General features: G+C 37.2%; 18 protein-coding genes. 3 read left to right on the forward strand and 15 right to left on the reverse strand.

Going from position 1 to position 17,862, the window contains the following annotated elements; genetic code table 11:
- Positions 1–72 precede the first annotated feature (72 nt).
- Genes lacD through IGJ32_RS08640 form a run of 6 tightly spaced genes read right to left on the reverse strand, consistent with a single transcriptional unit; the run spans position 73 to position 5,476 of the window.
- Positions 73–1,026 (reverse strand): tagatose-bisphosphate aldolase, encoded by a 954-nt coding sequence (gene lacD / locus IGJ32_RS08615; protein ID WP_232088589.1) that lies wholly within the window; start codon positions 1,024–1,026, stop codon positions 73–75.
- A gap of 34 nt (positions 1,027–1,060) precedes the next feature.
- On the reverse strand, positions 1,061–1,576 hold the full coding sequence (gene lacB, locus IGJ32_RS08620) for a galactose-6-phosphate isomerase subunit LacB (protein ID WP_063627351.1): 516 nt from the start codon (positions 1,574–1,576) through the stop codon (positions 1,061–1,063).
- 14 nt (positions 1,577–1,590) lie between these two features.
- Complete coding sequence (lacA, locus tag IGJ32_RS08625; protein WP_010718450.1) at positions 1,591–2,019, reverse strand: galactose-6-phosphate isomerase subunit LacA; 429 nt, start codon at positions 2,017–2,019, stop codon at positions 1,591–1,593.
- 27 nt (positions 2,020–2,046) lie between these two features.
- Positions 2,047–3,480 carry a 6-phospho-beta-galactosidase gene (gene lacG, locus IGJ32_RS08630; RefSeq protein ID WP_063627353.1) on the reverse strand — a complete coding sequence of 478 codons (1,434 nt, stop codon included), beginning with the start codon at positions 3,478–3,480 and terminating at the stop codon, positions 2,047–2,049.
- 13 nt (positions 3,481–3,493) lie between these two features.
- The gene (locus IGJ32_RS08635) at positions 3,494–5,152 is read right to left on the reverse strand and encodes a PTS transporter subunit EIIC (RefSeq protein ID WP_342081815.1); all 1,659 of its coding nucleotides are present in this window, start codon (positions 5,150–5,152) and stop codon (positions 3,494–3,496) included.
- Between the two features lie 12 nt (positions 5,153–5,164).
- Entirely contained in the window at positions 5,165–5,476 is a 312-nt protein-coding gene (locus IGJ32_RS08640) for a PTS lactose/cellobiose transporter subunit IIA (RefSeq protein ID WP_034700819.1), read from the reverse strand.
- Positions 5,477–5,695: 219 nt separating this feature from the next.
- Here IGJ32_RS08640 and IGJ32_RS08645 point away from each other — a divergent pair, with 219 nt between their 5' ends.
- Entirely contained in the window at positions 5,696–6,454 is a 759-nt protein-coding gene (locus IGJ32_RS08645; RefSeq protein ID WP_034700821.1) for a DeoR/GlpR family DNA-binding transcription regulator, read from the forward strand.
- A gap of 227 nt (positions 6,455–6,681) precedes the next feature.
- On the opposite strand, the gene IGJ32_RS08650 is transcribed toward IGJ32_RS08645, so the two are convergent.
- The 3 genes from IGJ32_RS08650 to IGJ32_RS08660 form a co-directional block, all read right to left on the reverse strand.
- A complete protein-coding gene (locus tag IGJ32_RS08650) occupies positions 6,682–7,641 on the reverse strand; it encodes a transketolase family protein (RefSeq protein WP_034700823.1) in 960 nt (319 codons plus the stop codon).
- Positions 7,642–8,499, reverse strand: a complete 858-nt coding sequence (locus IGJ32_RS08655; protein ID WP_034700825.1) for a hypothetical protein — start codon at positions 8,497–8,499, stop codon at positions 7,642–7,644.
- A 1,573-nt stretch (positions 8,500–10,072) separates the two neighbouring features.
- Positions 10,073–11,491, reverse strand: a complete 1,419-nt coding sequence (locus tag IGJ32_RS08660; protein WP_342081816.1) for a glycoside hydrolase family 1 protein — start codon at positions 11,489–11,491, stop codon at positions 10,073–10,075.
- 194 nt (positions 11,492–11,685) lie between these two features.
- Between IGJ32_RS08660 and IGJ32_RS08665 the strand changes: the two genes are divergently transcribed.
- Positions 11,686–12,399 carry a GntR family transcriptional regulator gene (locus IGJ32_RS08665; protein ID WP_034700829.1) on the forward strand — a complete coding sequence of 238 codons (714 nt, stop codon included), beginning with the start codon at positions 11,686–11,688 and terminating at the stop codon, positions 12,397–12,399.
- Positions 12,400–12,546: 147 nt separating this feature from the next.
- Positions 12,547–13,893 carry a PTS sugar transporter subunit IIC gene (locus IGJ32_RS08670; protein ID WP_342081817.1) on the forward strand — a complete coding sequence of 449 codons (1,347 nt, stop codon included), beginning with the start codon at positions 12,547–12,549 and terminating at the stop codon, positions 13,891–13,893.
- A gap of 562 nt (positions 13,894–14,455) precedes the next feature.
- On the opposite strand, the gene rplS is transcribed toward IGJ32_RS08670, so the two are convergent.
- The 6 genes from rplS to rpsP all read right to left on the reverse strand — a co-directional run bounded on the left by rplS (position 14,456) and on the right by rpsP (position 17,840).
- A complete protein-coding gene (gene rplS / locus IGJ32_RS08675) occupies positions 14,456–14,803 on the reverse strand; it encodes a 50S ribosomal protein L19 (RefSeq protein WP_002286913.1) in 348 nt (115 codons plus the stop codon).
- 137 nt (positions 14,804–14,940) lie between these two features.
- On the reverse strand, positions 14,941–15,690 hold the full coding sequence (gene trmD, locus IGJ32_RS08680; RefSeq protein WP_342081848.1) for a tRNA (guanosine(37)-N1)-methyltransferase TrmD: 750 nt from the start codon (positions 15,688–15,690) through the stop codon (positions 14,941–14,943).
- Complete coding sequence (gene rimM, locus IGJ32_RS08685; protein ID WP_342081818.1) at positions 15,680–16,204, reverse strand: ribosome maturation factor RimM; 525 nt, start codon at positions 16,202–16,204, stop codon at positions 15,680–15,682. The genes trmD and rimM overlap by 11 nt, the downstream gene beginning before the upstream one ends.
- Positions 16,205–16,354: 150 nt before the next feature.
- Positions 16,355–17,197 carry a hypothetical protein gene (locus IGJ32_RS08690; RefSeq protein ID WP_342081819.1) on the reverse strand — a complete coding sequence of 281 codons (843 nt, stop codon included), beginning with the start codon at positions 17,195–17,197 and terminating at the stop codon, positions 16,355–16,357.
- Positions 17,198–17,304: 107 nt separating this feature from the next.
- Complete coding sequence (locus IGJ32_RS08695; RefSeq protein ID WP_010718463.1) at positions 17,305–17,553, reverse strand: KH domain-containing protein; 249 nt, start codon at positions 17,551–17,553, stop codon at positions 17,305–17,307.
- A gap of 11 nt (positions 17,554–17,564) precedes the next feature.
- The gene (gene rpsP, locus IGJ32_RS08700; RefSeq protein WP_010718464.1) at positions 17,565–17,840 is read right to left on the reverse strand and encodes a 30S ribosomal protein S16; all 276 of its coding nucleotides are present in this window, start codon (positions 17,838–17,840) and stop codon (positions 17,565–17,567) included.
- Between the last annotated feature and the right edge of the window lie 22 nt (positions 17,841–17,862).

A 17,862-nucleotide genomic window follows, 5' to 3' on the forward strand; every position in this document is an offset into this window, starting at 1 on the left:
TCCTATTATAAAGCTTACCGCTACGTTTATACCCGTTGTTACCCTCCGAACAAATGGTATTCATAGCCTTTTTTATAACGCTACTGGTGTTGCAGTTTCTTGCAGCACTTGGTTGAGTTGTTGGATTTTTTTACTTCCTTCTTCGTTCATCCACGTCATTGCCGCTTCTTTTCCGTGTTTGACAAAAGTTTCTACCCCAGCACTCCACGTTGCCCGACCACAAAGAACCCCATTGAAGGTCGATCCTGCTGCCTTGGCAAAACGTAGTGTTTCATAAAATAATTCTGCTTCGACACCGGCACTTAAAAAGATATAAGGCAAATGGGTAGCAGCAGCTTGTTCTTGGAAAAATTTCGCTGCTTCTTCTTTCGTATGTACGAAATCTGTTTGACTATATCCTTCTACATATTGCATGTTGACAGGAACTTCCACTTTCAAGACATCGACATTGAATCGCTCTTCAGAAAACTTCTCCATCATTTTTATGACTTTGCCAGGTTTTTTCATCGCATATTCTTTTGATTGACTATCAGAAATGTTTTGATCATATGAAACTAATTCTAAAAAGAATGGTAAATTTTCTGCCTGACATTCTGAGCCGATCCGTTCGATAAATACCTGTTTTCGCTCATTGATTTCGTCACTTTCATCAACATCATAATAAAGTAAGAATTTACAAGCATCTGCACCTGCCTCTTTTAGATTCTTAACTGAACAAGTAGGTAAAAGATCAGGAAGTCTTCCAGGAACGGTACTATCATATCCCGTTTTTTCATAGGCAAGAAGTAAGCCAGCTTCTTGCGCTTTCGCTTTCGCTGCAGGCAAGCCATACTCTGGGTCTAACAAAATCGCTGACGCATCTTTTGTTAGTTGCGAAGACACGATCATCTTAAATTCTTCCAGCTCTTTAGCACTTGCTTCTTCTCCTTTTGCTTTGGTAAGCATTTTACGTAATGCACCTCGTTGATCAATTGCTAAAGCGGCAAAGATTTGTTCTTTATTCCAGAGTTTTTTTAAATGTTTCATTTTTCCATCCATTGCTTCTATGTCACGCTCCTTTTTAGTCTTCGTATTCGCCCATTTCCCATTTTTTAAGAAATTTTGCAAAAAATTCCGGCTTCTCTTGCGAAGCATTTGTGCTTTCACACTGGTTGATTTTTTCGATCAACTGTTTGTTTTTATCTGTTTCTTGATATTCTGCCTGAATAAAGGCTTCGATGACATCACAAATCAAAAATTCTCCTGTGATTCTGGCACCAAAACCAATGACGTTCGCATTTAGTTGCTCTTTTGCATAGATGGCACTGGTCATATCACGAACCAACGCACCTCTTACTCCAGGTACTTTATTGACTGCATTGGTAATCCCGACACCTGTTCCACATAAACATACGCCTAAATCAACTTCTTTTTTAACTACTGCTTCTCCAATTTTTTTCCCATATATCGGGTAATGTGTGCGGGTAAAATCATAGGTCCCTACATCCACTACTTCATGCCCTTTTGATTTCAAAAAATCCGCAACTGCTATTTTTGTATCTGTTACGATGTGGTCACATCCAATTGCTATTCTCATTATCTGCTCCTTTCTTAACCCATTTCATTTAACATATCTACACGAATCTGATGACGACCACCACTATAAGATGCGGTCAAAAATCCCTTAACGATATTTAACGCAAGCTCTTTACCAACAATCGCTGCGCCTAAGGTAATCATTCGGGCATCATTATGATCTCTAGTCATATAAGCACTTCTTTCATCCGACACTTCAGCTGCCACGATTCCTTTTATTTTTGTTGCGACCATAAAGCTCCCTGCACCATAACCATCAATAGCGATCCCTAGACTTTCCGGGTGTTCTTTTAAATCTGTTGTGATAGCTAATGTAGATGCAATAAAATCTTCTGCTGGTTGAATACTTTTATCTTCTACTTCAAATCCCTCTTGCACGAGCTTATCTTTTAACCATTCTTTTAATTCCATTCCGTCGCTATCCGCACCAATGACTACTCGCATACTCATTTTTCCTCCTGTTTAGTTTTCTCATTTCTCGCTAGTTTCATTTTTAATCGGTTGATCCAATACTTTTTCTTTGCTGATTTTTTGGTACCAATAAGCACTCTTTTTAGGAAATCGTTGCTGCGTATCAAAATCTACGTAAAATAATCCATAACGTTTATTGTAACCATTCGTCCAAGAAAACATATCCATCAACGACCAAATAAAGTATCCCTCAATTCTCACACCTTGGTCGATCGCCCGTAAAATAGCGGCTAGATGAAGACGAACATAATCGATCCGCTCCTCATCATTGATTTGTCCCGCTTCAAAATGATCCTTACTCCCTAAACCATTTTCTGTTACATAAATTTTTCCATAGTTCGGATAATTCTGTTTGATCAAGAGAAGCATATCTTCCAACCCTTGTGGATAGATCGGCCAATCCCAGTCAGTCGTTGGGATTACAGGATTTGTTACCCTTTCTCCTACACCTTGCAAGGCAAAGATACTACTTCCTTTTTCACCAGTTCCGTTATGTTGGATTTTTGATGTTCCTGTATAGCCTTTTAAAAAATGACTCGCATAATAATTGACTCCTAAAAAATCAATCATTTTTGCTGCTTCTTTTAGATGATCAAAATCTTCTATTTTGAGTTCAAGCTGCGCCCCATTTGCAGATAAGATCTCATTGATCACACGCATCGTTTCTGCTGAGTATTCCCCTTTAAACGTCGCATCCAATAGAAATTGATTCGCCAAGATATGTTCTTTCTTCGCTGACAGGCTATCTTCTCTCTGATCAGTTATCCCGTACTTTGATTCTAAAATATGAACGATCCCGATCTCACCTTGGTAATTAGCTTCCTTGTATTTTTTGACTACGCGAGCGTGGGCAACCATCATGTTGTGCATCGATTGGATCGCTTTACCCAGCTCATATTGATTGTTCGGCGGAAAATGACCGATGATGTATTGACCGGCAACCACTGACCAGGGTTCATTGATCGTGATCCAATGTTTCACTTTGTCCCCGTATTCTTCAAAACAAAATTGCGCAAAGTCAACATAATCATCCACCATATTTGCAGACAACCAATCACCATCTTTAAATTGCTTCTCTGGTGTATCAAAATGGTGCAAAGTCACAAACGGCGTGACTCCATTTTTGATACAAGAATCGATCAAACGATGATAAAATTGGACACCGATCGGATCGACCTTCTCTCTCCCACTAGGAAAGATCCTAGACCAGGCAATCGAAATCCGAATGCCATTGATGCCAAACTGATGACATGCTTGTAAGTCTTCTGCATAACGATTATAGAAATCACTTGCTTGACTAGGGTCAAACGTCCCTGTCTTTTTAAGGTAATCATCCCAATAATTTTTCCCACGGTTTCCTATTGAAAGGGCACCCTCAGCTTGATAAGCGGCCGTTGCCGCTCCAAAAATAAAATGTTCTGGAAATTTATTCATCGCATCCTCCACATCATGTTAGATTTTCAAAAACAAAGTTGACCGCATCAGTAGGTGCTTTTGCAAGTTTGACGTACTCGATTCCCGTAGTAGAAACAGTTTGTGTTTTATGGTCCTTCGCACTTTCTCTCAGTTCCTCAAGCATCGAAGCCATTTGCGGAGCTAAGATAATCAAGTCAAACTCGCCAATCTGATCTTTATGTTGCCCATAAGCCATTGCCGTCGCATCCACACCGATACTCAATTCCTTCGCACCCTTTTTAATTGCATTGGCTAACATCGAACTAGTTGCTCCATTGGCACAAAGTACAAGAACATTAGTCTGATCATTCTTTTGTTTAGCAAATGCCGGTGAAACGACTGCTGATTTGACAGTTGTACTTTCCAACTGATCCCCGTGCCCTATTTCTTTTTCTTTCACTAATAATTCATTGTCATAGGCTTTGAAAAATGGATAGTAAATCGCAAAATCAACAGTTAATAAAACAATCATCAAAACGATCGATAGTCCAGCAAAACCTGTCCCTAAGATCAACCCTACTGGTCCAGGAGTTGTCCATGGCAGATTGTAGATGAATCCATTCATATCTAACACCTCAACAAAAAATTTAAAGATCCAGACATTGAGGATTGGTGCAAGAATAAAAGGAATAAAAAAGATAGGATTCAATACGATTGGTGCACCAAACAGCATGGGTTCATTCACACCAAACAAAACGGGAATCGCTGAGGCACGTCCCATTGTTTTTAACTGCTTTGACTTTGCTAGAAAAGCAAACATCAACGTAATGACCAATGTCGCACCCGTCCCACCTAGTGTGGCAACAAAGTATTGTAAGCCTTGAGATAAAATTTTCGGTGCATGTTCCCCACTTTGAAACAGTTGAAAATTCATCTCTACATTTGTTATGTAGATGGCAGCAACAGCTGGCTCAACAATAGAGGGACCGTGGATACCGACAAACCAGAAAAACGCCATTGCCCCAAAAATGAGTGCTAACCCAAAATAGCCATCGGCCGCTGAGAAAATTGGTTGGAACAGTTCAATCAATTTTTCTGAAAACCCACTACCGACAAGGTTACGAAAACCCAAATCAAATCCCCAAAAAAAGACGGTCGACAGTGTAATCGGGATCAAATCCTTAAATGTCTGTGAGATATTACCAGGAACTTCCTCTGGCATTTTCACTGTCAAATTCTTGCTAACACAGAATCGATAGATATTAGGAACAATAAAACCAACAATGAACGCTGTCATCAATCCTTTGGTCCCCATGTAATCAGAAGCAAATCCACCTTCTAACGAATCAACCCCAACAATCAAGAAACCAATAAAAGCAGCGATCATGGTTGAAGTACTATTGATTTGATTCGTTTTTGGCAATTTAGTATTAAAGTTTTCTGTCAAACTCTTGGTCACTGTAGCAGCCATTAAGATCCCTAATATCCCCATGGACCCGTTATACGCTTTCATTAGAATGGATTCTATTTCTTCTCCCCAATGAAAATTGAATGCGTTGGGAACATATGCTACCAATAAAAAAAAGCTTGAAAAAAGAATGACAGGGATAAGACTGATAAAACCATCCCTAATTGCTCTTAAATAAGAATTATTAGAAATTTTCTCAAAAAACGGTTTCATTTTTTCGATACGTTTGATCATTGCATTCATACCCAGGCTCCTCTATGATTTTTTATAAATATTAAAGAGATGTTGAATGACATCTTTCAATAGCAACGTGGTCATTAGATGATCTTGGGCGTGAACCATAATAAACCCTACTTCAATTGTTTCACCACTCGCTTCAGCAGCTAACATTTTAGTTTGAGAATTGTGCGCTTCAACCAAACTCTGATTGGCTTCTTCAACTAATCCATTGGCTTCTTCAAATTCCCCCTTCTCTGCTTTAGCTAACGCTTCGATCAATTTCGATCTTGCTTCACCAGCAAAAGCTACCACTTCAAATCCAATCATTGCTACTGTTTCTTTATCCATTTTTCTTCCTCCATTCTCTTACAAGAACATTATATTTGTTCCAGTTTATGTTTGTTTGTGTTCGTTTTTGTCCTTTACAAACAAATAGTAACCGAATGTTTTTAACATGTCAATCTATTTTCTTATACAAACCTTTAATATTTGACAACCTCCTTTGAATGTTTTATGTTTATTTCAAACAAAAAAATAAGAACCACGAAATATCAGGGAGTTTATATCATGTTAAAAGAAGAACGACAAAAATACTTATTAGCACAACTAGAGAAGAACGGCATCGTGAAAGTGGCCGATATTGTTCAAGAATTGAAAGTAGCTGATATGACTGTTCGTAGAGATTTGCAAGAATTGGAGGATAAGGGGTTAATCATTCGCATTCATGGTGGTGCCAAACTATTAAATCCTAAAACTTCCGTGATCGAACTAAGTCATCGGGAAAAAAAGGATCTTCATTTGTCAGAAAAAATAGAAATTGCCACAATCATTGCGAATCATATCCACGAAGGCGATACTGTCTTTTTAGGACCTGGAACAACGATTGAATTAGCTTATGATTTCTTGACGATTAACCACGCTAAAATCATTACCAATTCGATCCATGTGTTTAACAAATTCAAAAGTGATCCTCGATTTGAGATCATCCTGATCGGCGGCTCCTATCGAAATAAGACCGGCGCTTTCGTTGGGACGATCGCCAATGATTTTATTGCAAATATCCATGTAAAAAAAAGTTTCATCGGGGTAAATGGATTAGATAAAACATCCGTTTTCACTTCAAATGAAGATGAAGGATTGACTCAACGTTACGCATTGAACAGCGCTGAAACACGATATATCGTAGCAGATCATCATAAACTTGATAAAAAAGATTTCTATGGCTTTTATCCACTCCAAGAAGTCGACTATTTGATTACCGATTCTGCTATATCCGATAGTCAAAAAGAAACTTTTGGCAAACATGTTCAATTATTAATTGATTAAAACTCTTTTAAGTAGTTAAAGAAACGAAAAATTAAAGGAAGACAGCGCCCAAATGGCCCTTTCATCGGGCCAATCCAAACGCTGCCTTTTTCGTTTTCTTCATTCCCTTGATCAATCAAGGCTCTTTATGTATTTCGATTAGAATCAATATTTCATATGCTTTCTTTGATACACTAATTTTTTTCAAGAAATTTTATCCTTTATCATGATCCAGCTCAATTTTTCCGTTATCGATCTAGCTCATTCGCTAATATTGTTTCAACAATCAACTGAACCACTAAGTCAAAACCTTCTGTCTGGATTGGCACATCCGTTTGTTGCCTAAGCTTCACAATCTCTATCTTTCTCAACGGAACAGCTGCTTTATTTTCTGTAAGAGCTCTGTTCACCGCACTGCTCAAGCCACCAATAACTGCATAATTTTCGATAGTGACCACTTGTGTTTTCCCTTTCAACTCGTTAAGGATCAACTGTTTATCGATTGGTTTGATCGTAAACATATCAATGACTTCGCAACTAATTTGACAGGACTTTAACCGCTTAGCAACATTGAGGGCTTCGTAAACTAATCTGCCAGCGACAATAATTAAAATATCTGTTCCATGCCATACAATATTTCCTTTGCCTAATTGAAAAGTCGTTTCTTTTTTATAGATATTAGGTATCCTTTTATTTTCTCCGCGTACATAGTGAATACCGCTCAATTGGCTAAATTCTTTGATGATCCATGCCATTTGCACCTCATCTGTTGCTTCACAAATAATTGAATTTGGGATCATTGTCATCAACGCTAAATCTTCCCCTAGTTCATTGACGCGTTCCTTTCCATTTCGATTAGAAGCGAAATATTCCCCAAAAATATTGATGGTATTTCCACCGTATCCTTCGGAAATAAATAATTGATCAAAAATTTTTCGAATCGCATGAGAATCAAAAAGATGGATAAAAGGTTGGTAGCCAGCTAAACTTAACCCCGCTGCAATACCTACCATGTTCTCTTCATCCACAGGCATGTTGAGATATCTCTTTGGGTGTTCATTTTTTAAATCAACCCAATTACTAAATGATTCAAACTTATTTTCTAACGCAACGATATTGTGGTTTTTTTTCATTAATTCATTTAATGTATCAACTATGCAAGTACGAAGTTCTTTCCTTACAGATAACGAGTTACTTAACTGAACCATTTAGCTCATCCTTTCAAGCTTTTCTTGTAATTTCAAAATCGTTTTTTCTATCTCTTGATGGAATGTTTTAGGAATTTTTTTACTTGAATCCTCATGATCGTCCATTGTTAAGTCTGATAGCACTCGCTCTGGATAACTTTCTAAAACAATACAGAAGGCTTGTGTCGTCCTCATTTTATACTCTTCAATCGCCTCATTGATTGCTTTGATATTTGTCCCATCAACGAGCAACGTATAAAACCCAGCCTTCTCTGCTTTTCTTTTCAATAGATAAGATTTCTCATACCTTTTGCTTAACTGTTCTCGTTTTCTATAACCACTATCAATAATTACCAAGCAATGATCTAATTTAAAATGAGCAATACACTGAAATACTTGCCAGCAACGTTCATCTTTTAATTCGTCTTCATCCATCACTAAATAAACATCATTTTCCTTATTTGCTATTTTTAATCCCATCGCAAGACCTGCAGCTATTGCAACACCGTTATTTAAGTCCCCGATTGTCACATCGATTCCAGGAGTCTTTGAACGATCTAACTTTTTAGGGAGTCTGTCCCCTTGATGACTCATCGTCCATAGCCACTTCTTATCAAAATACCCTAGATTAGATAAAGTACTATATAATTCCAATACCGCATGACTTTTAGCTAAAACTAATTGATCACGATTTCCCCAATCTGGTTTTTTCGGGTCAATCTTCATCTGTTTACCGTATAAAACAGCTAACAATTTGATCATAGAAAAAGAACAATCCATTGATTCTTCTCCTCTTTGTTTAACACTTATCAAAATATCTAGTTGAATGTTTAATGCTAATTTTTCCAATTGAGTCACTTGTTTATGATCAATAGCCATAACGATTCCTCCTATAAATGAATTAGAGAATAATTCATGATGCCATACAGATTTTTCACATGATATGTATACTTGCTCTTTTATGATCTGATCAAAATAAGATGATACTCCTTAATCTACAACCTCACTGGACACTTCCCTCCTTTTGAACTGAGTGTAAAGCCATTTTATGTCATCTTATGTCCCCTTTTCCTTCCCTACCCCTTCATATATAACATAAGTACACATCTCATAATATATTCAGTATATTCATTTATAAAATAAAAAAATAGAAAATATTTAATAAGATAAATTTGTTATAATAAAAACAAAAAGTCTGTTATCATAAAAAAATATTACAACAAAAAAATTACATTAGCAATATTAAGAATAAAGATACACATAATAAACGAGATACACCTTCCTATTAAAAACGTTATTTTAAAATAACAATAAAAAATATTTATCTTATTCCATTACCAAACTACCTCACTGAAACCGGAGTAAATTGTTTTGTTAAAAATGAAAATGACTCACCCTATAAAAACTCTTTCGGTATTTCCCATCTGAATATTCCGATCCCTCTTCAATCTCACTGCTCCTAATTATTTTAGACTTTTTGATTTCCGGCTGTACTAGGACATACTGGTGCGTTGGTTTACTCATTGAATCTTCTATTTTCAAAATAATTTGCAGTTGTTCGTATAGCTAAATGAAATTTCTTGCTAATGTTCATTCAATCGTTGCTTGAACAATTAGTAAAAACATAGAAAAACAATCAGGTATCTAATTGACATTCCGTCGTTTTCATTTACGTGGAAAACAGGATCCATTAATTAAGCACCTTCGCACTCATGGTACTTAATTGAAGAAAATTCGTGAAAGATTGTGCCTAGAACAGAAAAAATAAGCCTGACTTTGACGTAATGAATCAAAATCAGGCTTACTTTCTTTTTAGGTTAATGATTGTTTCAGACCTTTCATTTTACAAAAGAATACGCTACGCTCTCAACTACTATCCCAGTTACTAATCAATGTGTGATAGTTAAACAATTCGTGCACAATACTGAAAATGGCTTCTGTTTTTTTGAACAAAGCGATGAGCTATTTATAGCCAGTAGATCTATGGGAACAAATAAACGAACACCAAGCGTTTTTTGTGTTTCTCTTGAAGTCGTGAAAAGAGTGTCTTGACCTGAGCGCTCACCAAGTAAAAACTGCGATGAGTAATCGCAGGAGCATTAAGGATGAAAATCTCGAAACAGCTCCCCATGTTTTGAGATTTTTTGACTTATCGCCGAAGGTCAGCTCTTTGAACACCGTGAATCAGAGGTCGTGAAAACATCGGGTAGCTCTGATGACAATAAGAAAGAATTTTTTGAAACAGCTTCTCATGTTTTGAAAAATTCAGGCTTATTTCAAGGAGCTGATGTTTGAACACCGTTTATTCGTTTTTAGAGATACTAGAAGATACTGAGAGAACTTTTTTCCCAGTCCCGATGCTTATCTGAACAATCCCATTGAATGAATAACTCTATGATTTCTAGATAAAAGATTTTCAAACAAAAATACAAGTTTTTCCACTCATTTTTTGCTATACCAATCGATCAATATCATACTCAAACCCATTTTGATTGCTTAACTGTTTATAGAACTCACCACTTTTCTTGATCGTCCGTTTTTGGGTTGGCAGATCAAGAGAAATTAGTCCATAACGGTTCTTATATGCATTGATCCAGGACCAGCAGTCAATAAAGGTCCAAAGATGATACCCTTTGATATTACAGCCGTCATTGATTGCTTTCCAAAGATAAGCGAGGTGATCTTGGATATATTCGATCCGGTAATCATCAATCACTTGCCCACTTTCATCCATAAAGCGTTCCTCATCTGCTACGCCCATCCCATTTTCAGAGATAAAGGATTCGATATTCCCATAGTTTTCTTTGATATCCATGCATAAATCATGGATACCTTTTTCATAAATTTCCCAACCACGATATTCATTCATCCGACGTCCCGGCATCACATGATTCTCAAAAAACCAATCCGGTAAGAACGGACCCTCTTGATTGATTGCAGTTAAACGAGCCTTCACACGACGTGGTTCATAATAGTTCAATCCTAAGATTTGTGCCGTGTTCTCTTTGATACAACGCAGGTCTTCCTTGGTATAATCCGTTGGCAATTGATTATATTCACGTAAAAGGTTAATTAATTTTTTTGGATAAACACCCTTGACCATTGGATCTAAAAAGCTGCGAACATAAAAAAGATCCGCAATTTCAGCTGCCTTCACATCAGCGGGGGTTTGACTCCTTGGAAACGTCGGGCTTAAATTCAAGATAACACCTATTTTACTGTTCAAATTCAACTCTTTGTGTGCTGCAATTGCTTTCGCGTGAGCCAAAATAGTAAAGTGAGCCGCTTGCGCTCCTCGTTTGAAATCAATCAAATTTGGATAATGGAAGTCTTCCAAATATGACCCTAAGATCGGCCCCAACGGTTCATTGAAAGTGAACCAGTGGTAGACGAGATCGCCAAACTCCTTGAAACAAGTAACTGCAAATTGCACATATGCATCGACAACTTCCCGTGATTCCCAACCGCCTTTATCCTGTTGGGCTGCTGGCATATCAAAATGATAAAGATTGGCGAATACTTTAATACCATTGTTATTCATCTCAGTAAATAAATCCCGATAAAATTTAACCGCTTTTGGATTTACCTCCCCTACTCCATCATTTGGGAACATCCGCGCCCAAGAGATCGAGACCCGAAAGGAATTATGTCCGGTTTGCTTCATCAGTTGAACGTCTTCTTTATAACGATGAATGTGATCTGTCGTAATTTCTGAACTAATCCTTTGATAAAAACGGTATGGTTGTTCTTTGTACCAACGTTCCCAAACCGTTTCGGCTTTTCCAGTTTCACCACGACCTTCTGCTTGCTCAGCTGACCAAGCAGAACCCCACCAAAAGTTTTCTGGAAATGTTAATTGTTGTTTGTTCATTGTATCCTCCTAAAATGACATTCTCTTGAGTACTACTCCATCATAACACCGCTTCCAATAAATTGGAATATTTTTTTATTAAAAAATATATACTTTTTATAAATGTTAATTGTTTTACCCTTTAAAGATTGCTAAAATTAAAGAAAGGTATATAATTATTTATATCTTTACACGGTAACTATAGGAGGGAAAAAATGAAGAAGAATGCGAAATATATGGAAGTTTATTCTGATGTAAAAAAGAAAATTGAAAACGGTACTTACGCGATCGGTGAAAAATTACCAACTGGTTCCGAATTGGCAAAACAATATCATACGAGTAAATTGACAGTAAAAAAAGGATTAGACATGTTAGTTTCTGAAGGAGTTTTACATAGTCGAAGTGGATTTGGAACCGAAGTTTTGCGCAAACCGATCCATAATTCGAAAGTTTTCGGTCCAAGCGAAGGTTTTATGAGCGTAGTTGGCGAAGAACATGTAGACTCTGAAATTCATATGTTTTCAATTGAATTACCGTCAAAAAAAATAGCAGAGCGATTACAGATTAACGACAAGGAATACATTTATAATATTGTTCGCAGTCGTTTTGTCGATCAACAACCCTATTCATTGGAACAAACTTTTATGCCGCTATCAATTATTCCTGGTTTGGAACCTAAACACTTGAAAAAATCGGTTTATTCCTATATTCGCAATGAACTGCAGTTAGAGATCAATGCTTCTCACGTTTGGATGAAGGGCGTACTGGCAACCGAGTTTGATGCAACTATATTAGGAATTGATGCGGGAGACTTTATGATTGAAGTTGAAAAAAGTGTTTCTTTGGCAAACGGGACTCCTTTTGAATACTCCATTACAAGGCATTTGTATCAAGATTTTGTTTTTGAAGCCGTTTTTGTTGAAAAATGATTGAAAGAGCTGAGGAAATCAGCTCTTTTTTTTGCCCTTTTTCATTAAAGTATATAATTTTAAAAAAAGTTATTTACTTTTATCAAATTTCGTTCTATTATTGAACTACGGTAAGTGCTTACAAATAAAAAACAAGGAGAATATACCATGAAGAAAACAAATAAGAAGGAACAGGTGTTTGAACGATTTGGTATGATCGCATCGAAGCTAGGAAATCAAATTCATATGCGTACATTACGCGATGCATTTGCAACATTCATGCCATTTATGATGTTAGCTGGATTCGTGACTTTGATTAATTACGTTATCTTAGAACCAACTGGTTTTATGGGTAAAATTGTTAAACCCGAAACATTAATGAAAGTTCAAGAAATTGGCATGTCGATCGCCAATGGAACATTGAGTATTACGACGCTATTAGTTGTAGCTGCAGTTTCTTATCATATGTGTGTTAGCAGAAATTATACAAATCATATCGCAGCGGTTTTAGTTTCGATCTCAACTTTCATCGTTTTAACACCAATGAAAATGATGTTCACTCCGGAAAATACAAAAAAAGCGATTGAAGTAACCGGAGTTATTCCAGGTTCCCATACAGGTGCATCAGGAATGTTTGTCGGAATCTTTGTTGGATTAGTAGCTACTGAGCTATTCATTAAATTATCTACAAATGAAAAATTGCAAATCAAACTATCTGGAAATATCCCGCCCGCAGTGTTGAAGTCATTCAATGTATTGATCCCGATCATGATTACTGTTACTGGTTTTGCGATTCTATCTTTCGCTGTCAATCAGTTATTCAACATGGACGTAAATGGCTTGATCACTAAAGCGATCACGGGACCTTTAAGTCACATCACAACTGGTTTACCTGGCTTTATCTTAATCACATCAATCGCCAATTTATTCTTTGGTTTTGGAATTCATCAAGCTGTAATTTCAGGTTCTTTACTTGATCCGTTCTTATTACAAAACATGCAAGAAAATATGGCAGCTTATGCAAACCATGAACACATCCCACATATTATCAACATGGCTTTCAAGGATACTTTTGCTGTTATGGGTGGTTCAGGAAATACGATCGCCTTATTGATTGCGATTTTCATCTTCAGTCGTCGAAAAGATTATAAAGACTTTGCTAAACTATCGGTAACACCAGCGATGTTTAATATCAGTGAGCCGATCATCTTTGGATTACCGATCGTATTTAACTTGAGTCTAATTATTCCGTTTGTGTTAGCACCAATCTTCTCGTTAGTAACTGCCTACTTTGCGACTGCAGCCGGCTTAATCAATCATGTGGTAGTTCAGATACCGTGGACCACACCACCAGTTATTTCAGGATTCCTTGCGACAGGTGGGGATTGGCGAGCAGCAGTACTGCAAGTTCTAATCATTGCGGTTAGCGTATTTATCTATCTACCATTCCTACGAATTGATGAACACGTAACGGCAAAAATGGCTCAAAAGGAAGCTGAAATCACTAATCAATAATTGACACCTCCGCTCCTAAAAAAGTGGCCTTTCTCGTTTAGTAAATATGTAAAAAAACGTCCTCAATTCTCTTAACAACCGACATTTGGGATCATCGTTGCATTTTGAATAAGTTGAAATTATGAGACTGATGAATCAGAACAGATTCTTCAGTCTCATTTTCAGTTAACTTGCCAATGACAAAACGATTGTTAGTAAAAACATTCAAAAAAAGTTCTTATTATTCAAGGACTGTCGCAATTTATATTTTTAGACACTCTCTAGCAGGATTTTTTTCTGATCTCTTTAATACGCATAGCGTTTGCGTGTAGTACATATAAACTTGATAAGCTGATTACGTTCACCTACCAGATCTGTCGCCCCTTTGGTATGAATAGGACTGTCATCGTGTCATCTGATTGACGTATATTTAAGATATACCAAAGTGACTCGACTTTTTGCTCCTTGTTTGCCACTCTTGCAAATCTATAATGTCAAACAATCTAGACTTACTGCTTATAAAAATAATCAAAAAAAGAACCCTTGAAAATCAAGGGTTCTTCCACTATCAGATAACGATAGATTAACGACGGATTTCTTTGATACGAGCAGCTTTTCCGTGTAATGCACGTAAGTAGTACAATTTTGCACGACGTACTTTACCGTAGCGAACGACTTCGATCTTTGCAACACGTGGTGTATGCAATGGGAATGTACGTTCAACACCTACTCCGTTAGAAACTTTACGTACTGTATAAGTTTCGCTGATTCCAGCTCCGCGGCGTTTGATTACAACACCTTCAAATAACTGGATACGTTCACGTGTACCTTCGACAACTTTCGCATGAACACGTACAGTGTCACCAGGGCGGAAAGCTGGGATGTCAGAACGTAGTTGTTCTTTTGTTAATTCTTCGATTAATGGATTCATTGATCTTTTCTCCTTATTCCAAACATTCTTATGAGTTTTCCCTCACAGCGGAACATCGTAATAGTTAAGTGCTTTTGCACTCACCATAAGATACTATCATACTATCAATTTAGTGTAAAGAGTCATATTGATATTTCTTATTCTATTTCGTCTGATTCTTCTTTTTTGACTTCTTCTAACAATTTCATCATTTGTGGAGTCATTGATAATTGTTCCAATAAGTCAGGTCGGCGTTGATAGGTTCTTCTTAAGGATTCTTTCAGTTGCCATTCTTCAATCAATTTATGGTTTCCATTTGTTAAAACTTCTGGGACTTTCATCCCGTTAAATTCTGCTGGCCGTGTATATTGAGGATGTTCCAATAATCCCGTTGAATAAGAATCTGTTTGAGCGGATGTTTGATTTCCTAAAACGTCCGGTAATAAGCGCACCGTTGCATCGATCATCACCATTGCGCCGAGTTCGCCACCAGTCAAGACATAATCACCTAAAGAGACTTCATCCGTAACTAGCGAACGGATTCGTTCATCATAGCCTTCGTAATGTCCACAAATAAATACTAAATGTTCTTCATTCGAAAATTCTTCCGCCATCGCTTGATCAAATCGTTTACCAGCTGGATCCAATAAAATCACACGTTTTTTTGTTTCAGGATTTGCTTGTTCAATTGCTTTGATATTGTCATAGATAGGTTGGACTTTTAACAACATCCCTGCCCCGCCACCATATGGATAGTCATCGACCGTTTGGTGTTTATTATCGGAATAGTCTCTAAAATTAGAAACATTGATCTCTAACAATCCTTTATTGACCGCTTTACCGATGATCGATTCACCCATTGGTCCTTCAAACATTCGTGGGAAGAGTGTTAAGACATCAATTTTCATCATCGATCAATCCTTCTGGAATCTCGACGTAAATGACCCCATTTTCTAAATCAACTGTTTTAACCACTGAGTCAATATAAGGAAGCAAAACATCCTTTTTCTTTGGTCGTTGGACTACCCAAACATCGTTAGCACCTGGTGAAAGAATTTCTTTGATTTTACCTAATTCATTTCCATTTTCCTCAACGACCTTTGCTCCAATGATCTCATGATAATAAAATTCATTTTCTGGCAACTCGATCGTTTCTTCTTTTGAAACTTTTAAAATACCGTCTCGATATTTTTCAACATCGTTGATTGAAGGATGCCCTTCAAAACTTAACAAGTCAAAATTTTTATGTTTACGATGACTTTTGACGGTTAATTCAATTGGCACTTTCTTCTCTTGAAACAAGGTAAGTACAGCACCTTTTTTATATCGTTCTTCTGGAAAATCTGTGGTAGAAATGACGCGCACTTCTCCTTTGATCCCTTGAGTATTTACGATTTTTCCAACATTTAAATATTCAGTCAACTTGTATCCCCTTTTCCTTTTCACACATGTTTCAACCAAACAATGGATTTTAAATGGCTGAACGTGTTTTTGACGTATCTGCCTTATTTTAGCATGTGTGCATATGCAATTCTACTTTCTTTTCGCTTTTCTATATCATTTTCCAATCATTTATTGGTTCATAGAAACAGCCATTTTCAATGCGGAAAGAGTATCTTTGTGGGTAACAGTATAAACATTTTTAGGCTCTTGCCAGCTTACTTGTGTAGCTTGTTGGGAAGAATCATTCATTTCAACCGTAATTTTCCCGTACTTCTCAGGAGCAGGCAAACTTGCTTTTTCTAAGTAAGCAACGATTTCTTTGGCTAACGGTACAGGATCCTGTCCTTCAATATTACTTGCCCGGACACGAATACTCCAATTTCCTTCTTGCCATTCTAGAATACTAGATCCCGCTGCTCCTTGTTGATAGCCAGTAATATTGTAGCCCAAATCGACTTGTCGGCCGTTTGTATCAACCGTAACTGGTTGCAAGGCATCAATTGCTTCTTGACTAGAAGCAAAGCCATACTGGTAAAGATAAGAAGCCATCGGGGTTTCTTGGTTTAACTCTTTGGCATTTAAGACGTAGGCTTTGGGTAGGTCATAGTATAAGATCGAAAAGCCCTGTTTGGTTTCGGCAGCAGCGATGTTTAATTTCCCTGTTGTAATCGGAATCTCTTGTGGCATCGGTGTCGTTGGGTATTTTTCTTTCAGTTCTTCAAATGCGGTTTGTGCTTGTTTATTCTGTGTAGATGTTTCTGTTTTTGTAGTCGCCGTTTCCGTTGTATTTCCAGACATCTCAGAGCTTTCACTCTTTTTGGTTGTTGATTGAGTATCTGTTTCTTTGGAAGTACTATGACTCGTTGAATGAGTCGCTGGTGTCACCGTATCAGTTGTTTCAGTAGAATTATTTGTCCCTTGACAGGCACTTAAAAGTAAAAGAGCTGGTATCAATAATGCAACTTTTTTCATAGGTATCTACTCCTTTCTATACTTTAAGGATACGCTTTCTATACTCATTTGCCAAGTAGTCCCCTCAAAAAGAAAAAAGCTGTCTCGTCAAGACGAAACAGCTTTTTTTATTCCTTATGATCGATGATATTTAAACGCACTTTTTTCGGTGCATTTGTTCGTACCCCGTAAACGATCGTACGAATTGCTTTCGCAACACGCCCTTGTTTACCGATGATACGACCAATATCTTCAGGAGCCACAGTTAGGTTATATTCATAGAAGTCTTTTGACTCAGTGACTTCTAACTGGACTTGTTCAGGATAAGTGACTAACGGACGAACGATTGTTAAGACTAATTCGCTTAAATCTTTCATATCCGATCACCTTATTTCTTTGAGAATTTAGCTTCGTGGTGTTTTTGCATAACGCCTTCTCTTGAAAGGATGTTACGTACAGTATCAGAAGGTTGCGCACCTTTAGATAACCAGTTAAGAACTAAATCTTCTTTTAAAACTACTTCTGCAGGGTCTTTCAAAGGATTGTAAGTACCTACAGTTTCGATGAAACGTCCATCACGAGGAGAACGTGAATCAGCTACGACGATACGGTAAAAAGGACTCTTTTTAGAACCCATACGTTTTAAACGGATTTTAACTGCCATTATATATTTCCACCTCCATTGT

The organism is Enterococcus sp. DIV1639a, from assembly GCF_050530445.1.
Lineage (GTDB): Bacteria > Bacillota > Bacilli > Lactobacillales > Enterococcaceae > Enterococcus_B > Enterococcus_B hirae.

Bases quoted from the DNA above. Each gene is read 5' to 3' on its own strand.
- lacA (WP_010718450.1), bottom strand. From the start codon at position 2,019: ATGCGAGTAGTCATTGGTGCGGATAGCGACGGAATGGAATTAAAAGAA.
- IGJ32_RS08660 (WP_342081816.1), bottom strand. From the start codon at position 11,491: ATGAACAAACAACAATTAACATTTCCAGAAAACTTTTGGTGGGGTTCT.
- IGJ32_RS08640 (WP_034700819.1), bottom strand. From the start codon at position 5,476: ATGGATAAAGAAACAGTAGCAATGATTGGATTTGAAGTGGTAGCTTTT.
- lacD (WP_232088589.1), bottom strand. From the start codon at position 1,026: ATGAAACATTTAAAAAAACTCTGGAATAAAGAACAAATCTTTGCCGCT.
- IGJ32_RS08650 (WP_034700823.1), bottom strand. From the start codon at position 7,641: ATGGTTCAGTTAAGTAACTCGTTATCTGTAAGGAAAGAACTTCGTACT.
- IGJ32_RS08635 (WP_342081815.1), bottom strand. From the start codon at position 5,152: ATGAATGCAATGATCAAACGTATCGAAAAAATGAAACCGTTTTTTGAG.
- IGJ32_RS08665 (WP_034700829.1), top strand. From the start codon at position 11,686: ATGAAGAAGAATGCGAAATATATGGAAGTTTATTCTGATGTAAAAAAG.
- rpsP (WP_010718464.1), bottom strand. From the start codon at position 17,840: ATGGCAGTTAAAATCCGTTTAAAACGTATGGGTTCTAAAAAGAGTCCT.
- lacG (WP_063627353.1), bottom strand. From the start codon at position 3,480: ATGAATAAATTTCCAGAACATTTTATTTTTGGAGCGGCAACGGCCGCT.
- IGJ32_RS08670 (WP_342081817.1), top strand. From the start codon at position 12,547: ATGAAGAAAACAAATAAGAAGGAACAGGTGTTTGAACGATTTGGTATG.
- rplS (WP_002286913.1), bottom strand. From the start codon at position 14,803: ATGAATCCATTAATCGAAGAATTAACAAAAGAACAACTACGTTCTGAC.
- IGJ32_RS08690 (WP_342081819.1), bottom strand. From the start codon at position 17,197: ATGAAAAAAGTTGCATTATTGATACCAGCTCTTTTACTTTTAAGTGCC.
- lacB (WP_063627351.1), bottom strand. From the start codon at position 1,576: ATGAGAATAGCAATTGGATGTGACCACATCGTAACAGATACAAAAATA.
- IGJ32_RS08695 (WP_010718463.1), bottom strand. From the start codon at position 17,553: ATGAAAGATTTAAGCGAATTAGTCTTAACAATCGTTCGTCCGTTAGTC.
- IGJ32_RS08655 (WP_034700825.1), bottom strand. From the start codon at position 8,499: ATGGCTATTGATCATAAACAAGTGACTCAATTGGAAAAATTAGCATTA.
- IGJ32_RS08645 (WP_034700821.1), top strand. From the start codon at position 5,696: ATGTTAAAAGAAGAACGACAAAAATACTTATTAGCACAACTAGAGAAG.
- trmD (WP_342081848.1), bottom strand. From the start codon at position 15,690: ATGAAAATTGATGTCTTAACACTCTTCCCACGAATGTTTGAAGGACCA.